Here is a 22,593-nt window from a genome sequence, read left to right as displayed (position 1 = left end):
ACTCGGGACTGTTTCGGAAGCTAGGCCGGCGCCAAGAAAGCCGGCAAAAGTACTGTGACCTTTCGGACACACGAAAGAAAATTGGAGGAAACCTCTAGAAATCGAAGGAGCCGAGACTCGCTATACAATACAATCTGCGTAAGACTTGAACACGCGGGACGTGCAGTCCCAGAAGGACTCGCCTGGGATGGGAACTACCGAGAAATCTCGGCAAGTTGGTGAGATGGCGGCGCGTGGGGAGGACTTCCGCGTGCGCGCCGGCTATCGCCGTTCGCAAATTGCCAGACATCTGTGGAAGACGACGGCGCTTACGACGCTGGCGCTTGGCCTTTCGGGCATGTCGGCCTATGCCGACCCGAACGGGTTGTGGCAGCCGCAGGTGCGCGCCATCGTCGGCGCCGACAACAATGGCGGCAACGCCGCGCTCGAAGGCTTCATTCCGCTGAAGCAGACGGCCGAATCGGTGCTGTTCCTGGATGTCAGGGCCAAGCACGATTTCAAGGACGGTTTCGGCCAGGATGTCGGCCTCGGCGTCCGCCGCATCGTCAATCCGGACCTGATGATCGGCGGCTACGCCTATCTCAACGTCGAGAACTTCAACAGCAACCAGTTCACCGCCGCGACGCTCGGCGCCGAGGCGATCACGCCGCATTTCGACGCGCATGTGAACGTCTATCTGCCGATCAAGGGCGACTACAAAGACCGCTCCACCGACTCGACGCTGTCGATGGTCGGAAACCAGCTGCTCGAGCAGATATCGGTGATCGATCATCGCCAATACGCGGCCTGGGGCATCGAGGGCGAGGTCGGCGCACAGGTGCCGATCAACCTGCCCGACAAGCATTCGCTGCGGCTGGATATCGGCGGCTACCACTTCGAGGATCCGCACGGCGACGACCACAGCGTCACCGGCGCCAAGGCTGGGTTCGAGTATACGATCGGCGATGTCTTCGGCAGCAACACCTCGCTGGTGTTCGCCGGCGAGGTCCGCAACGACAATCGCGACGACACCCAGTTCGCCGGCAGCGTCCGGCTGAACATCCCGTTCAACCCCGGCCACGGCTCTGACAATGCCGACAATGGGGCCGACAGCGGGCCGGAGCCGGTCTATCCGGTCAGCGAAGGCCTGCGCAAGCGCGTCAACGAGCGCGTGCGCGGCGATATCGGCGTCAGGATCCAGTCGCAGGACGTGAACGGCGGCACGACGACGCGCCTCGCCATCAATGCCGCCACGGGCGCTGCTTTCGGCAAGTTCTTCTTCGCCGACGGCGGTAACTCGCTCGGCCTCGGCACCATTGGCGATCCGACGACGCTGGACGATGCGGTGACCAAGGCCGGCAACGGCTTCGTCGTGGCGCTTGGCGGCAGCGGCAACATCACCACCGGCGGCGTGACGCTGACCAATGGCCAGACCGTCATCGGCGGTGGCAGCAGCGTCACCGCCCTGCTTTTCGGCGGCGGCACCAGCAGCTTCAACCTGGGCGGCAGCAACGGCACGATCCAGGGCACCAATCCGGCCAACAACGTCATTACGCTGGGCAATGGCAACACGCTGAACGGCATCACCATCACCGGCGGCGCCAACGGCATCTTTGGCAACAACATCTCCGGCGCCACGCTGACCAATGTCACGGTGACCGGGGCCGGTAGCAATGGCGCCGACTTCACGGGCACTTCGACTGGCATCAAGGGCTCGGACTTCACGGCGAAGAACAACGGCCTCGACGGCCTGCATATCGAGGGCGACGGCACCTACAATTTCACCGGCACGACGCTGCTGCAGGGCAATGGCGACGACGGGCTCGATGCCACCGGCAAGGGCACCTATACATTCGCGACGCTCAATGCGAAGGACAATGCCGACCGTGGCATTACCGTGCAGGGCACCGCGACATCAGGCAGCTTCACCACCAGCGGCGGCACCGTGTCGGGCAATGGCGGCACCGCCGTCTTCATCGATCCGATCACCGCGCATGTGGTGCTGGATTCGATCACCCAGTCCGGCGGCACGTCGGGCGTCGTGCTCGATCAGGTCTCGGGCAGCTTCACCGTCAACGGCGCGACGACGATCTCGAACACGACCGGACCGGCGATCGCCATTTCGAATTCGCCGGCGGCGATCCGCTTCGGCGATGTCGCGATCACGGCCCCCGGCGGCGACGGCATTTCGTTTGCCGGCGTCAATGCAGCGGTGGTCGCCGGCAACATTGTCATTTCCGGCCTCGGCGTCGGCACCGGCCTCGACTTCTCCGGCAGCCATACGAATTTCACCGCACTGTCGCTCAACGTCACCGGCACCGGTGCTGCCGGGTCGATCGGCATCGATCTCTCGTCGCCGACCTCGGGCGGCGCAACGATCGCCATCACCAATGGCGGTACGATCGCCGGGGTCGACACCGGCGTGCGCTTCGGCATTGCCGGCTCCCCGGCCAATTCGGCCAATGCCGAGTTCAGCTTCGGCGGCGGCTCCATTGCCGGCATCACCGCTTCGCTCGACGCGCGTGGCCTCAACCAGACGCTCGGCCACTATGCGTTCGGCTCGACCACGTTCAGCGGCCCGCAACTGTTCGACGTCCAGAATCTGATCTTTGTCGGCGCTTCCGCGACCGGCTCGGGCAACGGCTCCTCGCTGCTGGACCTGGCCACGATCGCGACGGCCGATGCCAACACCGACGCGGATGCGATCTTCGTGCTGGTCAATCGCGGCACGGCCATCGACGATGCCGACGGCTTCTCGCTCAGCGCCGGGCAGACGCTGGCTTCGTTCGGCAACGGGCGGACCTTCTCGCTCGGCGGTATCCCGGTCAACATTACCGGTGACAACATCACACACAGCGGCGTCGTCTCGGATGCAGGGGGTGCTGCGACGCTGACCGATTCCGGCAGCGGCGATGTCGTCACCCTGGCCAACAACAGCTCGCTGCGCGATTTCAACATCGCCGGCGGCAGCGCCAACGGTGTCCACGGCAGCAACGTCAGCAATGTCACGATTTCGGGCCTGAATGTTTCGGGCGCCGCTCTCGATGGTCTGCTGTTCGATGGCGTCAACAGCGTCACCGCCAACAATTTGAGCTCGACCGGCAATACGAGCGACGGCCTGCAGATCGACGGCAGCGGCCCGCCGATCGACGGCGCCGGAGCCTACAATTTCACCGGCACGACGACACTCTCGAACAACACCGGCCACGGCCTGTTCGTCGTCGGCGGAGGAACCTATGGTTTCGAGACGCTCGACGCGAAGGACAATGGCGGCGATGGCGTCTTCGTCAATTCGATCGGCGCCGCAAAGCTGACGATCACTGGCGGCACGATTTCGGGCAACGGCCTGGCAGGCTTCACAGTCCAAAGTCTCGGGCTTGCCAACAGCACCCAGCTCGATGTCACACTGGACGCGCTGAGCCAGTCCGGCGGACAGGGTGGAGTCGGCCTGTTCCACACCTCCGGCAATTTCTCCGTTACCGGCGCGACGACGGTCTCCAACGCCCTTTTCGACGGCATTACCATCTGGGACAGCTCCACCACGGTTGGTTTCGGTGGCGCGGTCACCATCACCAATCCATCCCGCGACGGCATCTCGCTCAAAAATGATACCGGCGCCGTCACGTTCGGGCAGGTGACGATCAACCAGGCTGGTGTGAACGGCATCCTGCTCAGCGGCAATTCCGGCGCTGTAACGTTCGGCGATGTGAGCATCAGCCAGCCGACCCAGAACGGCATCGACGTTTCGGGCAGCAACGGCACGATCGGCTTCGGCAACATCGACATCACCGGCCTGCCCACCGGCCGGACCGGGCTCGACCTGTCGGGCAGCCAGTCGACCTTCACCGCCACCTCGCTCGACATCGCCGGCGCCGGCAGTTCGACCGGCATCGATCTTTCCGGCACCACCGGCGGCTCGGTGACGATCGGCACCGGCACCATTTCAGCCGGCACCGGCGTGCAAATGGGCACGCATGGCGCGGCTGGAGCCACCGCCGACACGACCTTCTGGTTCGGCGGCGGATCGATCACCGGCACGACGGCTTCGCTCGACATGCGCGGCCTGAACCCGGGCAGCGGCACTTATGCCTTCCACGACACGGTGCTGAACGGGCCGCAGCTGTTCGACGCCGCCAATGTTATCTATGTCGGCGCCACCAGCACCGGCCCCCTCGGCGATGGCTCCAGCGCCAGCAATTTGATCAATGCCGCCGCCGCCGATGATCTGACCACCAGCGCCAGCACGATCTTCGTGCTGGTCAAGACGGCAGCCGTCCAGACCACCGACACCGACGCCGACGGCTTCACGCTGGCCAGCGGCCAGTCGATCGTTTCCTTTGCCAATGGCGGTACCGTCACCCTGGGCGGGCCACCCGCCAATGTCACCGGCACCCATGTCGTTACCGGCGCGACGCAGGCCGATCCGTTCGGCTTCGGTGGGGCAACGCTCAACAACACCACCAACAGCACCATCGACCTCGCCAACGGCAACCTCGTCAAGAACCTCAGCGTCAGCAACGGCATAGGCGTTGCCATCGATGGAACTGGGGTCAACGGCCTGAACGTCGGTGGCGTGACGATCGCGGGTGCCGCCACCGGTCTCGTCCTCGACGGCGCGTCGGGCACCGTTACAATCAACAATCTGCACATCCAGGCCCCAGGCCAGACCGGCATCGTGCTCGCCAATTCGGCCGCAAGCGTCAACTTCACTGGCAACACGACAATTACCGGCAGCAGCGTCAACGCCGTGCTGGCCAACAATTTCGACGGCACAGCAAGCTTCAACGATCTCGACGTCACCGGCGGCAGCGGCTCGGGTGTCGCGGTCCTCAATGGTTCGAGCGGAACCCTTACCTTCGGCGCGGCGAGCTCGATCAGCACCACTTCAGGCACCGCCGTCAACATCGATGCGTCCGCGCCGAACCTGACCTACAACGGCACGATCAACCAGACCGGCGCGGCAAGCGCGGTGAAGATCAACGCGATGACCGGCGGTAGCGCCAGCTTCACCGGCAAGATCACCGCCAGCACCGGCGCCGCCAACGCGATCGACCTGAGCGGCAACACCGGCGGGAAGATAAACTTCACCGGCGGGCTCGACCTGACCACCGACGGCGGTTACGGCTTCAGCGCCATCAATGGCGGTACGCTGACGGTGACCGGCGCCAGCAATACCGTGGCGACCGGCGCCGGGCCGGATGAGAAGGGGATTCTCATCGGCGGTACCGGAATGACCATCGGCGCGGCTGGGGTGAACTTCGCAAGCGTCACCGTGGATGGCTCGGGCGGTATCGTTTCCAGCGGTATCGTCATAGCAAACACCAGCGGCGGCAATGTCACCTTCGGCGCCGTCGACATCAGCCGCGTCAATGGCGATGCCATCCGTTTGACCAATGTCGCCAGCGGCATCTACACGTTCAACGGCACGACGAGCATCGCGACAGTTGTCGGCAACGGCCCCGGCTTCGTGGTGCAGGGCAGCGGCGCGACCGTCAATGTCGGCAACCTGGTGACGACGCTGGTTTCGGGCGCCGACGTCAGCCTGACCAACAACACCGGCACGATCGGCATCGGCGGCACCATCACCAATTCCGGCAGCGGCGATGGCGTCGTCGTTTCCGGCGGCAGCGCGGCGATCACGGTTTCGGCCGGCATATCCAGTTCGGCAAGCGCACCAGGCACGGCGGTCAAGATCGACGGTACCACCGGCGGCTCGGTCACCTTCAGCGGCAGCGTCACCTCGACCGGCACGGGCAATCTGTTTGGCATCGGCACCACGACGGCGCCGACCAACAGCGCGATCAGCTTCACCGGGCCGGCGCTGACAGCGACCGGCGGCGGCGGCGCCGTGATTGGCGGGCTTGGCGCCAGCGCGAGCTTCAGCGCTACAACTCCGCTCTCCGTCACCAATTCAACCGGAACCGGGCTTGCCGTTTCGAATGTCGCCGGCACGGCGACGTTCGGCGCGGTCACGGCCAGTGGCAGCGCGACGGGCATCAGCCTGTCGGGCAATTCGGGCACCGTCACCTTCGGCGCCACCAACGTCACCAATGTCGGGCTGAACCAGACCGGCGTCAGCGTTGCCGGCACCAATTCGGGCACGCTGTCCTTCGCCAGCCTCGGCATCGCCATGACCGGCAATGGCGCGACCGGCATCACCTTTGCCAATGCGGTGGTCAACGGCACCATCACCGCGCGCGATTTCGACCTGACCAGCGCGAGTTCGACCGGCACGACGGCGGTCAACCTGTCCAACGCCACCGGCACCGGCACGATCCAGCTCGGCGATCCCGGCGCACCGGCCAACACGACCGCTTCGACCATCGGCGGGCCTGGCAATGGCCCGGGCATCGGCTTCCAGTTCAGCAACACGACCGCGGTCAACTTCATCTATGGCGACGGCGAGGGTGCCGCCGACAAGCTGTCGACGGTCAAGGCGGTCGACATCCTGAATTCGACCGGCGGCTTCCCGGCCGGCGGCACCTACAATTTCAAGGATGTCAACGGCGCTACGGGCGGCTTCATCGGCGACATCTCCGAAGCGCAGGGCTCGACCATCTATTATGTCGACCCGAACGGCACCGGCGACGGCACGGCCGACAATCCAGGCTCGATCGCCGGCGCCGAAGCGTCGGGAGCCAAGATCATCGCGCTGATCGACAGGTCGCAGAACGGCACCAGCAATTTGATCAACATGATGCTGGCGCAGCAGAATGGCGGCGGCAACAACACACTGAACCTCGCCGACGGCCAGATCCTGATCGGCCTCAAGGCCGGCGACTCCATCGACACCGCGCCCTATGGCGGTGTCGGCGGCACGCTCGGCGGCAACTTCAAATTCAGCAACATCAATTCGTCGAGCATCATCGATGCGCCTGACGGCGTCGACACCGTGCTGCCGACGCTGACGACGGCGAGCGGCAACACGGTCGATTTCAGCGGCCGCGCCAGCATCGACAACGTCATCATCAGCAACACCGGCACCGGCATTGGCGTGCATGGCACCGCCATCACCGAGTTTGTGCTTAACCGGGCGACGATCGCCGGTGGCGACGGTGGCGCACTGTCGATCGTCGACGGCGCGGCCAACAGCGAGGTCGCGCTGTCGAACCTCACCCTCTCGGCCACGGGCGGCAACATCGCTTCGGTCGACGGCACGGCTGGCGCCGGCACCATGAAGGTCAGCGCCTTCTCCGACATCACGCTTCTCGGCAACAAGGGCGAAGTCGGCGGCTTCCTGTTGACGACCGCCATTTTCGACGCCAATGCGGCCACCCCCGGCATCGACCAGGTCGATGGCGGCGCCTTTGTCGCCGGCACCACGGCGAACCGCGTCGGCGGCTATGGCCTGTTGCTGGTCGGTGTGGCTGGCGACATCAAATTCGACACGACCAATGTCGCGGTCAAGACGGCGACCAGCACAACGTTCCCCGGTCCGAGCGCCATCGGTGTCGTCGCGAGCGGTGCGGTGGGAGGCGGTAACAACATCGACCTCGGCACGGCCACTTTCAATATCGACGGTACCGGCGCCAGCGCCGGGCTCAACAGTGCCTTGTGGGCGAGCATCATCCCGGGCAACCGTGTTGGCTTCTCGGGCGTGGTCACTGTCAACACCGCCGAGGCGGCCGGCCTGGTGTCCGATCTCGGCGGCACGCTGTTCTTCGGCGCGGCCGGCAACACGGTGACGACCACCGGCCTGCCGGCGATCTCGTTCAGCAACGGCACAAGGGTCGAAAACGGTTCCGGCGGCTCAGCGCAGTTCGGCGCCATCAATTCGAGCGGTGGCGGCCAGAACGGTATATTGCTGTCCGACCTCGCCGCGTCGCCGGCGCTTCTGTTCAACGGCCCGGTGACGATCGACGGCACGACGTCCAACGCCATCCAGATCCAGAACACCACACTTGCCGCGGCGTCGGTGACCTTCGCCGGCGCGGTCTCGATCACTAACGCCACCGGCGGCGGCGTCGAGTGGCAGCGCCTGGCCGGCAGCACCGACACGCTGACCTTCTCGGGTGGCCTCGCCATCCAGAACAGCGGCGGCGTCGGCTTCTCTGCCGACCATGGCGCGGTGGCGCTGTCCGGCACAAACACGGTTTCCACCACCAACGGCACCGGCGTCAGCATCAGCAACGCGACCGTCAGCGGCGGTTTCACCTCGGTCAGCGCCAGCTTCGCCGCCGGCAACGGCATCAATTTGCAGAACCTGACCGGCTCGCTCAATCTCGGCACCGGCACGCTGACCAACACCGGTGCGGGCGCGGCCTTCAACGTCGGCTCGGCCACCAATGCGAGCGGCGGCAATGCGGTCATCTCCTATGGCGGCACCATCGCCAGCAACGGGTCCGGTGCGGCGGTTTCGATCCGGGAACTCACCGGCGGCTCGGTGACGCTGTCGGGCAACCTGACCGACGGCAACGCCGCGGCCGGCGGCAACATCGTCGTTGGCAACATCGACAACGGCACGGCGGCAACCGTCACCTTCTCCGGCGCCAGCAAGCAGATCAGTTCGGGCACCACCGACGCCGTCAGCCTCGGCATCCTCGGCGCGTTCCCGGCGGGTACTCCGGCCCCCAACACGAACGGCACGATCAATTTCACCAATGGCGGTCTCGACATAACGACGACAGGCGGGGCGGGCTTCGTCGCGTTCGGCAGCAGCGTCAGCGTAACCGGCACCAACAACACCATCGCTTCCGGCGGTGACGGGCTGCTGGTGGGCTCTACCAATGTCGGCAGTGGCGGTATCACCTTCGACGACATTTCGTCGGTCGCCACCACTACCGGTGGCGTGCTGTTGAACAACGTCAACCTCGCCGGCAATGTGAACATCGGCGGGCTGACCAATACGGGTGTTATCGGCGTCACCGTGTCCGGAGTGACGACCGGCTCCGGGAAGTCCGTCAACTTCACCGGAACGACCAACATCGACGTCGACACTTCCGGCTTCCAGTTCAGTGGCCAGGTTGCAACGGTCAACATCGCCAATGTCGCCGGGTCCAGCCTGACCATCGACGGCGGCACGCGCGGCATTGATTTCAACGGCGTGATGGGCGGCACCGTCAACATCGGCGGCAATGGCGGCACCGCCAGCATCGGCGCGACGACAAGTACCAGCGACTTTGCGATCGCTGTCGGCGGCAATACCGGTGGCACGCTGAACTACAACGGCTCGGTCAAGGTCAATGCGGGTAGCGTGGTGAGCGCCGGCGGTGGCGACCTCGCCACCCTCAACCTCAGCGGTTCGGTGCTTTCGACGACAGCGTCGACGGCCTTCGTCTTCAGCGGCAACGCCGACGGCGTGTACAACATTTCGAGCACCATCAATCACACAGGCGGCACCGGTGTCCTGGTCGATGGTTCGTCGGAAGGCACGATCACCTTCTCCGGGGCGACGAAGACCTTCAACACCGGCGCCAACGACGCTGTCGTCAAGCAACCCAGCATCGGCCCGGGACAGGGCACGGCAACGCTCGCCTTCACCGGCGGCGGCCTGGGCATCACCACCACCAGCGGCGCCGGCTTCACCGCCAGCACCTTCGGCGCCGGCACGGTCACCGTCAACGGCTCCAACAACACCATCACCACGACGACCGGCACCGCGCTCAAGCTCGACAACGCGACGGTCGGCGCGGGCAGCGTCAACTTCAGCTCCATCTCCGCCAATGGCGCCGCCCCCGGCGTCTCGCTCAACAATGTCGGCGGCGGCGGCATCATCCTCGGCACGGTCAACCTGCAAGGCATCACCTCGCGTGGCTTCGATGTCGCAGGCACGCTCGGCTCGGCGCTGAGCATCACCAGCCTCAACATCGGGCTCGGTGGCGCAAACGCCATCGGCCTCGATCTCAACGGCGCGGTCATCAGCACCGGCATCAACGCCGGCGATTTCGATGTCGCCGGCGGCGGCTTTGCCGGCACGCTCGGCATCGACATGGCCGGGACCACCGGCGCGGCCACCATCCAGCTCGGCGACACCGTCAACCCCGGCGGCACCCAGACGTCGACCATCACCAATGTCGCGCAGGGCATCCAGTTCTCCAGCACGACCAATGCGACGCTGGTGTTCGGTGACGGCGCGGGACCGGCCGAATCGCTGATCTCGACCACCGGCGGCCAGGTCATCCACGCCACCGACACCTTGCCGCTCAGCGGCAATTACGATTTCGACGACGTCACGTTCGTCGGCGACATCTCGAACCTGTCGGCGATCAGCGTCTACTACATCGACGCAGCCGGCGAGATTTCGGGCACCGGTGACGGCAGCTTCCTCAATCCGGGCAGCGTCGCCCAGGCGGAGGCTTCCAGCGCCAATGTCTTCGTGCTGATCGACAAGACTGTCGACACGAACCAGGCGACCATCAACATCGGCAACAGTTCGCTCGACCTCAAGGACGGGCAAGCGGTGATCTCATTCATGTCCGGCGATGCGGACATCGACGTGGGGCCGCTCGGCGTTGGCGGCGGCCTTGGCGCGCCGTCCTCCTTCCACTTCACCACCATCCAGGCTTCGACGGTGGTCACGAACCCCGGCGGCCTCGACAATTCACACCCGATCCTGGCCAGCAGCGGCGCGGCCGCGACGATCAACCTGCCATTCAGCGGCACAGGCGTCATCACCGCTGGCGTCCAGAACGTCACGGCCATCAACAGCGGCAGCGGCGCGGGCATTTTCGCCAATGCCACACTTGCCTCCAATTTCGTGCTCAAGAACAACATCATCACCGCCGGCGGCAACGCACTCGACTTCTCGACGAGCGGCGCGGCGACAGCCGACAAGCTTCTCCTCTCGATCGACGGCAACACGCTGAGGTCGACCGCGTCCGGACTGGCGGCGTCCTTCGTCGGCCAGAACATCAATGCGACGGACAATTCGATCTCGATCAGGTCGTTTGCCGGCAACAAAGTGACCGGCGGCGCCGGCAGCGGCGGCATCGTCTTCAACAATGTCCGATTCGATTCCAACGGCGCCGGCGGCACCGTCAGTGCCGGCACGCTCGGCATGGGCACTCCCGGCACGCGGATCCAGGGCAATGGCCTCAGCTTCACCAACACCAGCGGCACCTTTGATCTGGGCACGCTCAGCCTCGCCAACACTGGTGGCACCGGTGTCATCGCCAACACCAAGACCACCACGTTCACGCTGAACAGCAGCGCCGGCGTGGTCACCACCATCAACGGCGCGGCATTCGATCTCGATCCGCTGACCGTCAACATGACGTTCTCCAGCGTCAGCGCCGTCGTCAACGGCGTCGCAAGCGGCATCACCTTCGACGGCGTTGCCGGCACCTTCACCGTCACCGGTGCGACGAGCGTTTCCAACACGACGGGCTTCGGCATCGATGCCATCAACACCAACACCGGCACCTTCAATTTCAACACGGTGACGGTGAACAACGCCTCGACAACCGGCGGCGGCATCCACGTTGCATCCGGCACGCTCAATGTCACCGGCCTCGCCAACATCGACACGACAAGCGGCATCGGTCTCTCGCAGGGCGGCGGCACCACCAGCTTCACCGGTGGCCTGACCATCGACACCACCACTGGTACCGGCATCGCCGGCACGGGCGGCACGATGGGCATCACCGCTTCCGCGGCCGCCGAGACCGTGAATGCCACCGGTGGCCAGGCGATCAACCTCTCCGGGGTTGTCGCCAGCATCGCGCTGGACTCGACCTCGTCGGCCGGCGGCGTCAACAATGTGAGCCTGACCAGTGTCGGCGGCACCATCGGCCTCGGCTCCGGCGCGCTGAGCGGTGCTTCGGGTGCTTCGTTCAATGTCGTCGGCGGCACGGCCGCTCTCACTTATGGTGGCAACATCACCCAGGCGAACAATGCCGCCCTGGTCAGCGTTTCGGCCGGACACACCGGCACGCTGACCTTCAACACCGGCACGCTTTCGGCGACCAACGGCACCGGCCTGCAGTTCGCCAATGCGGACGGCACCTACAATTTCAACGGCACAACCACGCTCAATGGCGGCGATGCGGGCGTGGACATCCTCACCGGGTCGAGCGGCACCTTCAGCTTCGGCGCCGGCACTTCGATCACCAGCCCGACCGGCACGGCGTTCAATGTCGACACAAGCTCGGCGAGCGTCACCTACAATGGCAACATCACCCAGGCCAACAACGCCGCGCTGGTCGCGGTCACGGGTCACACCACCGGAACGATCACCTTCCAGACGGGCACGCTGTCGGCGACCAACGGCACCGGCCTGCAGTTCAACAATGCCGACGGCACCTATCTGTTCAACGGCACGACGACGCTGAATGGCGGCGACGCCGGCGTGGACATCCTCAATGGCTCGGGCGGCAGTTTCGGCTTCGGCAGCGGCACCTCGATCACCAGCCCGACCGGAACCGCGTTCAACGTCGTCGGCGGCACCGCCGCCGTCACCTATGGCGGCAACATCACCCAGGCGAACAATGCCGCCTTGGTCAGCGTTTCGGGCGGCCACGCCACCGGCACGCTCACCTTCCAGACCGGCACGCTGTCGGCGACCAACGGCACCGGCCTGCAGTTCGACAATGCAGACGGCACCTACAATTTCAACGGCACGACGACGCTGAATGGCGGCGATGCCGGCGTCGACATCGTCAACGGCTCGGGCGGCACGTTCAGCTTCTCCAGCGGTACTTCGATCACCAATCCGAGCGGTGTCGGTTTCCTCGTCGCCGGCGGTACGTCAAACGTCACCTACAACGGTACGATCAGCAAAACCGCCGCGGCAGGCAAGATCGTCGATATCTCCGGCGTCACCAGCGGCACGATCACGCTGGCCGGCAATCTCACCGCCACGGGCGGCTTCGACAACGGCATCTTCGTCCACGCCAACACTGGCGGCACCTTCAATTTCAGCGGCGGCACCAAGACGCTGACCACCGGCGCCAGTACGGCGGTCGACCTGGCGACGAACGCTGGCGCGACGATCAACTTCAGTAATGGCGGGCTGGCGATCAACACCACCTCCGGCACTGGGTTCAATGCCACGGGCGGTGGCACGGTCTCGGTGACAGGCGCCGGCAATTCCATCACGACGACCAGCGGCATCGCCGTCAATCTCGACACGGTCATCGTCGCCGCCGGTGGTGTGAATTTCGCCACGACCACCAAGGGCGCCGGCGGCGGCAGCGCCGTCATCATGGATACGGTCACCGGTGCCGGGACGGTCAGCCTCGGCGGCGGCTCGCTGGTCGGCGGCAATGCTGCCGTGATCCGTATCGGCGATGGCGCCGGCGGCGCCAACACCGGCGGCACCGCGGGTCTCACCTATGCCGGCACCATCACCAGCGGTACCGGACGGGGCATCGACATCCAGGACCGGGCGCTGACTGCGCAAAACATCACGCTGTCGGGCAATATCAGCCACAGCGTGGCGGGCCAGACCGGCATCTTCCTCGACGGCAATGCCGCCGGCACCATCACCTTCTCCGGCGCGTCGAAGTCGATCAGCTCGGGCACAGCTGCCGGCGTCAGCCTGACCAACAACACCGGCGCGACGGTCGACTTTACCGGCGGCGGCCTGGCCATCAACAGCACCAGCGGCATCGGTTTCAACGCCACCGGCGGCGGCACGGTGACGGTACAGGGTAGCGTCAACACGATAACCTCGACCACGGGCACGGCGCTTAACGTTGCCAACACCACAATCGGCGCAAGCGGCCTCACATTCCGGAGTATCTCGGCCAACGGCGCCGTCAACGGCATAGTGCTCAACAACACCGGCGCCAACGGGCTGACCGTGACCGGCGATGGCGCAACATCAGGCGGCTTCCTCGTGCTCAATGGCACCGGCGGCACGATCCAGAACACAACCGGCGACAGCGTGGTGCTGACCAACGCGTCAAACGTCAATCTGCGCCAGATGAACATCACCAATGCCGGCCTGGACGGTGTGCAGAGCATCGGCGGCGGCAACATCAAACTGTCGGCCGTCAACATCACCAATCCCGGCGCGTCCAACCCGGCGTCCGATGGATCGAGCGGCAATCCGGCAGGCTTTGGCGGCGGCAATGGCTGGTTTGCCCAGAACATCACCGGCGTCAACGCCTTCGACAACAACTCGAAGGTTTCCGGCTGGCAGTCGTCGCAGTCGAACGGCGTCCTTCTCTTCAACACCAACACGAACTTCACCTCGTTCACGGTCGACCATGCGCTGTTCACGACTTCTGCGACCGGCGCGGACGGCTTCCTCGCCAACCTGTTCGGGACGACTTCCGGCACGGTGAACGTGACCAGCAGCGAATTCACCCTGATCGATCAGGACGGCGTGCAGATCAGCAACCAGGGTTCGGGCACCGTCAACGCCATCGTGCAGAAGAACAATTTCCACGACGCGGACAATACAAGCGGCGACGGCAACAACACGCTTTATCTGTCCAATTCCGCCAACGGCATTCTCAACTTCACCATTGGCGGACCGACCGCGGCCGACGGCAACATCTTCCACAATCTGGCAAGGTTGACGACCCTGGCCGGCGTGGTTCAGGTGGACGCGGCCGGTGGCAGCGCCGCGACACCCGATGGCGGGCAGATCAACGGCTCCATCCGCAACAACACCATCAGCAACGACGCCGGCTTCGTGAACGGCCGCCGCGCCATCGACGTCCAGGTCGAGGCGGACTCACACGATCTCGGAAAGCTTGCCGTCGCGATTTCCGACAACACGATCAACAACGTCTCCAAGCAAGGCGTTCACATCTCGGTTGTCTCGGTCGGCGGCGGCAGCGTGAACGATGCCAACTGGACCATCCAGAACAACCACATCGGCGACACCTCGCCAGTCGGCACCGAGGGCAACGTCGACAGCGGTTCGGCCATCGAGTTCGAAACGAATTTCGATACGTTTACGAGCGGTGCAGACATGGTCAACAATCTGTTGATCCAGGGCAACATCGCCGTCAACAACGCCAATAATGCCACCGGCGCAACACTGGATATCACCAACATAGGCGGCACAGTGGCGTCGGGGACGACAGCGGTCCTGAACGCCACGATCCTCAACAATGTGTTTACCAACAACAGCACAACCGGCGGCCACGTTCTGGATGTCCTGAACAGCAGCGCCGGCGACGGCGAAACGCTCAACCTTAACATTTCCGGCAACAACACGACCTTGGGTGCATCGACACTCGGCGAAATCCGGCTGCGGCAGCTGAACGGCACGTTCAACATCCAGGGTGGCGTCGGCGCCGTTAGCGGCAACAACAATGGCGATACGGTCTCGCAGACCGGTTCGTTCGGAACCGTCGGTTCCGTCACGCTGCCGAGTTTGCCGACCGGTGGTTTCTGAGGGTAGTTCGCCTCCATGCGTAGGCTGTCCCGAGGAACCGAATCGGGACGGCCAGCGCCCTGTCATGATAGGAGCGTTGGCCATTAGGTCACTGGCAGCGCTGTTGTTTTGTGCTGCGCGGCGCCCATGGTTGTTTGCCGGCGAAATTTAATAAAAGGCAAGTTAAACAAATTCTTTTAGTTGCCTCTTGCATGACGTTGCGTAAATTAGCAGTATCTGTTTAGTATGGACCAAATGTGAGGGAGCGGCGATGTCGGAACCATTTCTTTCCGAAATCAGAATCATGTCTTTTGTGTTCGCGCCCAAGGGCTGGGCGCTTTGCAATGGGCAGTTGCTGCCCATCAACCAGAACCAGGCGCTGTTTTCGCTGCTGGGAACGACGTTCGGCGGTGACGGCCGCGTGAATTTCGCGCTGCCCAACTATCAGGGACGTACGCCGATCCACGTCGGCAGCGGTCACACGCTCGGCGAGCGCGGCGGCGAGCCGGCCCATACGCTATCGATCTCGGAATTGCCCACGCACACGCACATGATCAATGCCAATAGCAATCCCGGAGGGGTCGCCAATCCGAATGGCGCGATCCTCACCAAAGCTCCTGCCAACACCTACGGCACAGCCACTCAGCTGGTGGCCATGGCGCCGGCTTCGGTCTCGAATACCGGTGGCAGCCAGGCGCATATCAACATGCAGCCGTTTCTGACGCTGAGTTTCTGCATTGCCCTGCAGGGCATCTTTCCGTCGCCGAATTGAGGGAGCGCAACCATGGGACAACCCTATGTAGGCGAAGTTCGTATATTTGCCGGTAATTTCGCGCCGGCCGGCTGGATGTTCTGCAGCGGACAACTTCTGCCGATCTCGGAGTACGAGACGCTGTTCCAACTGATCGGCACGAGCTATGGCGGCGACGGTCAGAGCACGTTCGCACTGCCGGATCTGCAAGGCCGCCTTCCGATCCATCAGGGCAACGGCTTCATCCTGGCCGAGACCGGCGGCGTCGAAACGGTCACGCTGACAGTCGCCCAGATTCCGGCGCATTCGCATCCGCCGTTGGGGTCCACGGCGACGGCAACGTCGCAGCTGCCGACCAGTTCGGTGTTGGCCAACACGCATGCTCAGACCTACTACAATCTGGCTGACAACGCGTCACCCATGGCGGCCAATGCCATCTCGAGCACGGGCGGCAGCCAGCCGCATGACAATTTCCAACCCTACCTTTGTGTCAATTTCATCATCTCGCTGTTCGGGATCTTCCCCTCGCAGACTTAAAGAGGTCCGTCCATGGCCAACCCGTTCGTCGCCGAAATCCGCATCTTTCCGTTCAATTTCGCGCCCAATGGCTGGGCGTGGTGCGACGGGCAATTGCTGCCGCTGTCGCAGAACACCGCTTTGTTCTCACTGCTCGGCACCACCTATGGCGGCAACGGCAAGAGCAATTTTGCCTTGCCGGACCTCCAGGGCAACGCGCCGATGCATCCGGGGCAAGGCCCCGGCCTGTCGTTGCATGACCTTGGTGAAACTGGCGGTTCCGAGACCGTGACGCTGCTTGAGAGCGAGATGCCGTCTCATGCGCACACCATGCTGGGCGCTGAAGACGATGGCTCCTTCAAGACGCCCCAAGGCAACTTCGTGGCGGCGGGCAACCAGATGTACCTGGGCTCAAACCCAGCCGTTAATGTCCAACTGGCGCCGGAAGCGCTCGCGCCTGCCGGTGGCGGACAGCCACACAACAACATGCAGCCCTATCTCACCTGCTATTTCTGCATCGCGCTGCAGGGGGTGTACCCGTCGCGCCCCTGATTTTGCGATGAACGACTTTCACGTGGCGGTTTCGGCCGGTTGGGTACGGGCGGCTGGGGCCGGGCTGACGTTTCGTCCAGTGACTGATGCCGATCTGCCGTTCCTGTCACGGGTCTATGCCTCGACCCGTGCCGAGGAACTGGCCGTAACATCCTGGACCGAGGCGCAGAAGACCGCCTTCCTCGACATGCAGTTTCGGGCGCAGCACACACATTACATCAAGCATTATTCGCAAGCCGACTGGCTGGTGGTGATGTCTGGCGCGGCAGACATCGGCCGCCTCTATGTCGAGCGTTGGCGGAACCAGTATTGCATCATCGACATCTCCTTGTTGCCGGCGTTTCGCCGCAAGGGATTCGGCGCGGCGCTGCTCACCGACCTCATCGACGAGGCAAGTGCCGCCGGCAAAACGGTGTCGATCCATGTCGAGAAGAACAATCCGGCCAGGCGGCTCTATACGAGGCTGGGATTCGTCGTCACCGAGGACAAGGGCGTCTACGACCTGATGGAGTGTTCGCCGTAAGGCGAGTTGAGATTCAGGCGATGCCGGCCTGCGAATGGCGACTTCCTCCGCCTCCGATGCTCACGTACTTTTACGATCTATGGAGTGACCGCCGCGCTAGCCAAAGCGCGTCGCGTGAAACCTCGCGCAAACGCGTTGAACAAGGGATCGTTGGTGCGCGCCGCCCCTCATTGTCCTGCCGAACATTTCTCCCCGTATAGGGACGGGGAGAAAGAGGCTGGCCGCAACGCTGTCGCTTTTTCTGCAACGCTGGCGGTTGGCGAACCGTCGATGACAGCGCCCCTCTCCCCGTCCCTATACGGAGAGGATGCCGGCAGGCAGGTGAGGGGCAGCGCCTACGCCTGAAGCGTGTCCTGAGTTCGGTTCAACGCGACGTGCATTCGAGCGGCCGTGACGCCGACGCCGACCGTCACGCCCCACGATACCACGACACGATGGTGAAACGCTCGTTGCGCGTGACCGGGGTGACTTCGTGCGTTGTTTCCGAACGAAACGCGACGAGGGAGCCCGGCAATGAGGGCATGGCGACGCGCAGATGCGGACCGCTGTAGGGACCATGCAGGACCAGCGAGCCGCGGGCATAGTTTGCCGGCGAAGGATCGTCCGACTGGCGGTTGAGAAAGATCACCGCCGAGATCCTTCTGAACCGCGACTCGTCGTGGATGAGTGGCGTGTTGCCGTCCTGGTGAGGCACGAAGAAATCGCCTTCCCGATAGTGAAGAAACTGGGGTTTTTCAACGTTGCCGAGAGCGAGACCGAAATGTCGTTCCAGAGCCGCCTTCTGCTGCGCCAACAGGGCATTCACCAGCCCTTCGGTGGCCGGCGAGACCTCGACGCGCGTGGTCCGGCGGACTTCCGGCCATGCCGGCTTCTGGTCGTCACGCCCCATCAGGCCGGCCGGCCGACCGCCAGCCGCCCGCATTTCCGCGCACAGCGCGCTGCATGCCGCTTCCGCAAGCACGCCCGCGATCTCGAAATGGTCGATCATCTGTCCAGCTGTCCCCACCTTCGGAGTGCTCCGATCGTTGCCTCGACCGGCCGATCGCCGAAAATCAAGAATCAGTTGAAGACAGCCTCATAGACATAGCCGGTCGCGTCACCCGAAACCGGGACGATGAAGATGTCGTCGGTGATGGCATCGCTGGTAAGGTGGTAGATGGCCTGCGGCAGCCCTATGTCGCTCGGCCCCTTGAACAAAAGCGTGAAACCGCCGCCGGGACGCGGGCTGGCGGCAATCTGGTGGACCGCGGTCAGCTCGAGGGAAACCATCCTGCCGCCAATCTCGGCAGTGAAAACCGACCCGACCGCCTGTTCGAAATCCGATGCCGACGCCATGCAATTCGCCTCACTCTGCCTGCTGCCGGCGGCACTGTCGCCGCTTCGCCGCAAGCTGTCCAGCGGGTCCCGGCCGGCACCGGCCTCGCGCCAAGTCATTTCGTCGGCACAAACCCCAAAATACAGCACCGCCTGTCCTTTTATGCGCGCAAGAGACGCTGTAGTACTTTGTTGCTGCGCGGGATTGTTTCCAAACCAAGGTCAGCGCAACAAGAACAGATCCCGGCTTTCGGGGTCTGATGGTCGCGGCCTGATCGGCCTGCGGGAGAAGGGACCGACGATGGCAGATGCGAAGACGGAAGTGGCAAGCGATACGATGCCGTTGTTCTACTCGACGCCGCAGGCGCTCAACCCGGTGCGGCATGGCTCGCTCGGCCTGGCGGCGCGCAGCGACTTCGGCTTCGCCCGCTCGGCGCACGCCATTCCGGTGGTGGCCTCGGAGATGCCGGCAGCGATGCGCTCCTACCCGATCGTCTTCATCGGTCCGGCCAAGGCGCCGGTGATCATCACCGGCGTGCGCAAGGACGAGAATCTGTTCGTCGATGCCGACGGCAAGTGGACCGGGCCGCACTACATCCCGGCCTATGTCCGCCGCTATCCCTTCATCCTGGCCGAGGATCCGAAGTCGCCCGGCCGGCTGACGCTGTGCATCGACCGGGCAAGCGACCGCGTCGTCGACCAGTTGCTGGCGCCTTTCCGCGACGAAAAGATCCTGCCGTTCTTCAAGGGCACCGAGCCGACCGAAGCGACCAGGCAGGCGCTCGCCTTCTGCAACCAATTCCAGCTCGATTTCAACGCCACCCGCGTGATGATCGAAAGGATCGACGAGCACGGCCTGTTCGCGCCGCGCCAGAGCAAGGTGACGCTCGAAGGCGGCGAGGTGCTCAACCTCACCGACTTCCAGGTGATTGATGAGCCGGCTTTCAACAAACTGAGCGACGAGGCGTTTCTCGACCTGCGCAAATCAGGCGCGCTCGGCCTGCTCTACTGCCATCTCGCCTCGACCAACAGCTGGACGTCGCTGGTCCACCAGGCGTCGCTGCGGAAGGCGGGGCTGCCGGCGGGCTGATTTCTCGCTGGCCCTCGAGTTCGTCCGTAACAAGGAGGCGAGATGAAAGACTTGGGGAGGCAGCTGCGGAAACCATGATCAAGCAGATGCTCGACCCGCAAAATATCATGAACCATGGCAAAATTTGCCGGCATGAGGGCAGATTCGCTGATACCGATGTGACTTTGCGTTAGTCACAGTTTTTCTTCTTGGAGGAGACCAACTTCGGGGACACAGTGATAGTTCCATCATCAGAGTCACTTACGATGGTTTCCCAGAAGTATTCATTCGTTATCCTAACATAATATTCTCCGGTTGCCGCACCAGCTTCTGCTTTGACCCTGAAGTTGATTGTTGTCGTATCCTCGATAGTTACATCGTTTTCGTATACCACAAGATATTCCACGATGTCTGAGGTGTCAGCGTGAATAAAGTCAATTACGAGGTATCGTGTGTCGTTAAACCAGCCACGGTCTGGGGCTACCGTCACGCTGACCATAACCGGATCTCCGCCTCTTACAGCAGCCCCTTCGGGTGTATCGACACGTACTATATCTACTCTTGCCATGGCCCATCTCCCTTCGGCATCCTCAATTAACGATCGGAAACGCTAGTCGAAATCGCCGCGCCCGTTGCGGTTCATGGCACCACCGGACCGTCCCATCGCACCGCCTGATCGCCCCATCGCACCGCCGGATCGGCCCATTGCTCCACCCGATCGACCAAACGAATGCGGGTCCAGCTCCGCACTCAACAGGACATCTTCGAGCGTTCCGGTGTCGAGTTCCAGCCGCATGGTTAGGTCACTCTTGTCGTAGACCCAGACCTGCATTCCTCGTGCAAACGAGCCTATCTGCGATGACAGTCCGGTATAGGCAGGGTCGCTTGGACCACGGCTCATGACCTTGAGATCGGTGTCCCCCGGGGCTGGATAATCAACGGCAGTGCCAGGCCCATGGACAAGAAGTATGGTCGGTCGGGCCAGCTCGTAGAACTGCGCTTCGAAGGTGAACGCATAGATCCTTGCCAGCAGGCTACCGGAGGCGTCGATCTGGTTCTGCAGGAATCTGTTGTTGCCAACCCTTGGAGGTCGTCCCCCATCGGCCCTCCTCTTGAGCTTCAGATCTTCAAGAACTCTACCGAACAAATGTATGGCTGAGGTATTTAGAATGGTTTCGGTTATCATGGATCACCCCCATCTTCTGCATGTCGATCAAAGATCGGCGCCACTTCTGGACATCCAATATTTCTCGAAATAGCTCATGTCCGGCAGACGCGCCTGGTCCAGCGGAAGAGCGATTCGGCCCTCGTGAAAATGGCTCTTTCGGCTTGGTTTCGTCAGGCGAGGCCCGGCGCGGTAGCGAAAAATCCCTCTCCGGTCGAAATCCCGGAAGATGATCCTCGATAGTTCTCCCCCGGTCACACTGTCGTCGACTGCGAGCATCGTTCTCGCCACGTCGCGGTAGTCCAGGAAATCCGGGGCGAGAGCCCACAGCGTCTCGGCGAGATAGGTACCCACGATATCCCGCGCGTCGAGCAGCGCTTCGACGAAACCTTCCGGATTGAGAGCGAAATCGCGGTCAAAGACTTCCTGCATCGGCAGCTCGGCAGCTGGATCGATCTCGGCGAGGTCGGCAAGATTTTCGGCCTCCGGCGAGATCAGTCTTCGAGCCACCAGGCTCTCGTGAAAGACATCGACCAGAATGTCGAAGACGGCGCCCGTGAGAGGTTGCGACAGTGCATGCTCGTCGGTCCAGCCGTCCGCAAAATCGGCCATCGTCAATTTGTTGTTGGCCTGGCGAATCTGGCGGTGCGGCGAGAATTCCGAGAAGCGAGAGAGTTGGTTGGCTATGTAGAGATTCCCGCGCGTCGTCGTCAGAACATTTTCGATCACCGAGGGAAAATGCATGGCAGCAATCAACGAAACGCAGTCGGCAAAGGCCTCCTGAAAGCCCAGATATTCGGGGAACTCAGCTCCCGGGTCAGGTATGCCGAGGACGCTGTAGACGAACGCATGGCCAACCTCGTGCGCGATAATATCGAAGTCGAGGCTGAAGGGGAGCGCGCGCCCGTCTTTCAGGAATTGGCTGCCGAGCTCGAGGAAGCCATAGCCGTATTGGGCGTTATCCCAACCCGGCAGGATCGAGATTTCCAGACGGTCGTAATGATCGCGGAAATGCCAGGTGAGCGGCTGGCCGATGTAACGCTCCCAGACGTCGAGTGTGAAGCGCACGCAACCGAACGCGTGCGCTGCTTCGAAGCCAGGCGTCGAGGGCTGATAGTGATCGAAATTGCCCTCCTCGTCGGGAACGGCCGGATCGAGGATCGCTCGCGTCCAGGGCGGCAGGGAGATGAAGGGCGTACCCAGCGGGCCGTGATTGACGCCATAGGGCAGCGTCTTGTCGACCGGCTCGACGACATACATAAGATCGTCGGATGGGCCAGGTCCGACGCTGCCTCGCGGCGAAGAAACCGTAATGATCTCGGGGCTTGACGCAGGGTCTTCAAACGGAGGCTGAACGAACAGCCTGAACCGGGTACCCATTCCCCCACCTCTCGGTTATATTAGTAACATAACATAATATCCGTGGAATGGCGAGGGCGTTGGTTTGTCGGGT

Annotated in this window: 11 protein-coding genes; 6 read left to right on the top strand and 5 right to left on the bottom strand. The window is 63.3% G+C overall.

Annotated features, from left to right (window positions below; translation table 11 throughout):
• Positions 1-223: 223 nt before the first annotated feature.
• From AC1D2G_RS02195 to AC1D2G_RS02175, 5 genes are all read left to right on the top strand, one after another.
• The gene (locus tag AC1D2G_RS02195; RefSeq protein ID WP_477411718.1) at positions 224-15,271 is read left to right on the top strand and encodes a hypothetical protein; all 15,048 of its coding nucleotides are present in this window, start codon (positions 224-226) and stop codon (positions 15,269-15,271) included.
• A 250-nt stretch (positions 15,272-15,521) separates the two neighbouring features.
• A complete protein-coding gene (locus AC1D2G_RS02190) occupies positions 15,522-16,022 on the top strand; it encodes a phage tail protein (RefSeq protein ID WP_457150723.1) in 501 nt (166 codons plus the stop codon).
• 12 nt (positions 16,023-16,034) lie between these two features.
• Positions 16,035-16,538, top strand: a complete 504-nt coding sequence (locus AC1D2G_RS02185; RefSeq protein WP_477411717.1) for a phage tail protein — start codon at positions 16,035-16,037, stop codon at positions 16,536-16,538.
• Positions 16,539-16,550: 12 nt separating this feature from the next.
• Positions 16,551-17,069, top strand: coding sequence for a phage tail protein (locus tag AC1D2G_RS02180; protein ID WP_477224777.1), 519 nt, complete (start codon positions 16,551-16,553; stop codon positions 17,067-17,069).
• A 7-nt stretch (positions 17,070-17,076) separates the two neighbouring features.
• Entirely contained in the window at positions 17,077-17,592 is a 516-nt protein-coding gene (locus tag AC1D2G_RS02175; RefSeq protein ID WP_477411716.1) for an N-acetyltransferase family protein, read from the top strand.
• Positions 17,593-18,001: 409 nt separating this feature from the next.
• Here AC1D2G_RS02175 and AC1D2G_RS02170 read toward each other — a convergent pair whose 3' ends face one another.
• The gene (locus AC1D2G_RS02170; protein WP_477411715.1) at positions 18,002-18,580 is read right to left on the bottom strand and encodes a 2OG-Fe(II) oxygenase; all 579 of its coding nucleotides are present in this window, start codon (positions 18,578-18,580) and stop codon (positions 18,002-18,004) included.
• A 71-nt stretch (positions 18,581-18,651) separates the two neighbouring features.
• Positions 18,652-18,927, bottom strand: a complete 276-nt coding sequence (locus AC1D2G_RS02165) for a DUF6916 family protein (protein ID WP_477411714.1) — start codon at positions 18,925-18,927, stop codon at positions 18,652-18,654.
• Positions 18,928-19,207: 280 nt separating this feature from the next.
• On the opposite strand from AC1D2G_RS02165, the gene AC1D2G_RS02160 reads away from it, so the two are divergent.
• Positions 19,208-19,996, top strand: coding sequence for a SapC family protein (locus tag AC1D2G_RS02160; protein WP_477411713.1), 789 nt, complete (start codon positions 19,208-19,210; stop codon positions 19,994-19,996).
• Positions 19,997-20,165: 169 nt separating this feature from the next.
• On the opposite strand, the gene AC1D2G_RS02155 is transcribed toward AC1D2G_RS02160, so the two are convergent.
• From AC1D2G_RS02155 to AC1D2G_RS02145, 3 genes are read right to left on the bottom strand one after another with little or no spacing between them, the layout of a single operon-like run.
• On the bottom strand, positions 20,166-20,543 hold the full coding sequence (locus tag AC1D2G_RS02155) for a hypothetical protein (RefSeq protein ID WP_477411712.1): 378 nt from the start codon (positions 20,541-20,543) through the stop codon (positions 20,166-20,168).
• A 42-nt stretch (positions 20,544-20,585) separates the two neighbouring features.
• Complete coding sequence (locus AC1D2G_RS02150; RefSeq protein WP_477411711.1) at positions 20,586-21,161, bottom strand: hypothetical protein; 576 nt, start codon at positions 21,159-21,161, stop codon at positions 20,586-20,588.
• Positions 21,162-21,188: 27 nt separating this feature from the next.
• Entirely contained in the window at positions 21,189-22,520 is a 1,332-nt protein-coding gene (locus tag AC1D2G_RS02145) for a gluzincin family metallopeptidase (RefSeq protein ID WP_477411710.1), read from the bottom strand.
• Positions 22,521-22,593 lie beyond the last annotated feature (73 nt).

The sequence above is a fragment of the Mesorhizobium sp. P2_C7 genome (genome assembly GCF_056404515.1).
Note: the sequence above shows the minus strand (reverse complement) of the source record. Positions and strands in the feature narration are given on the sequence as shown.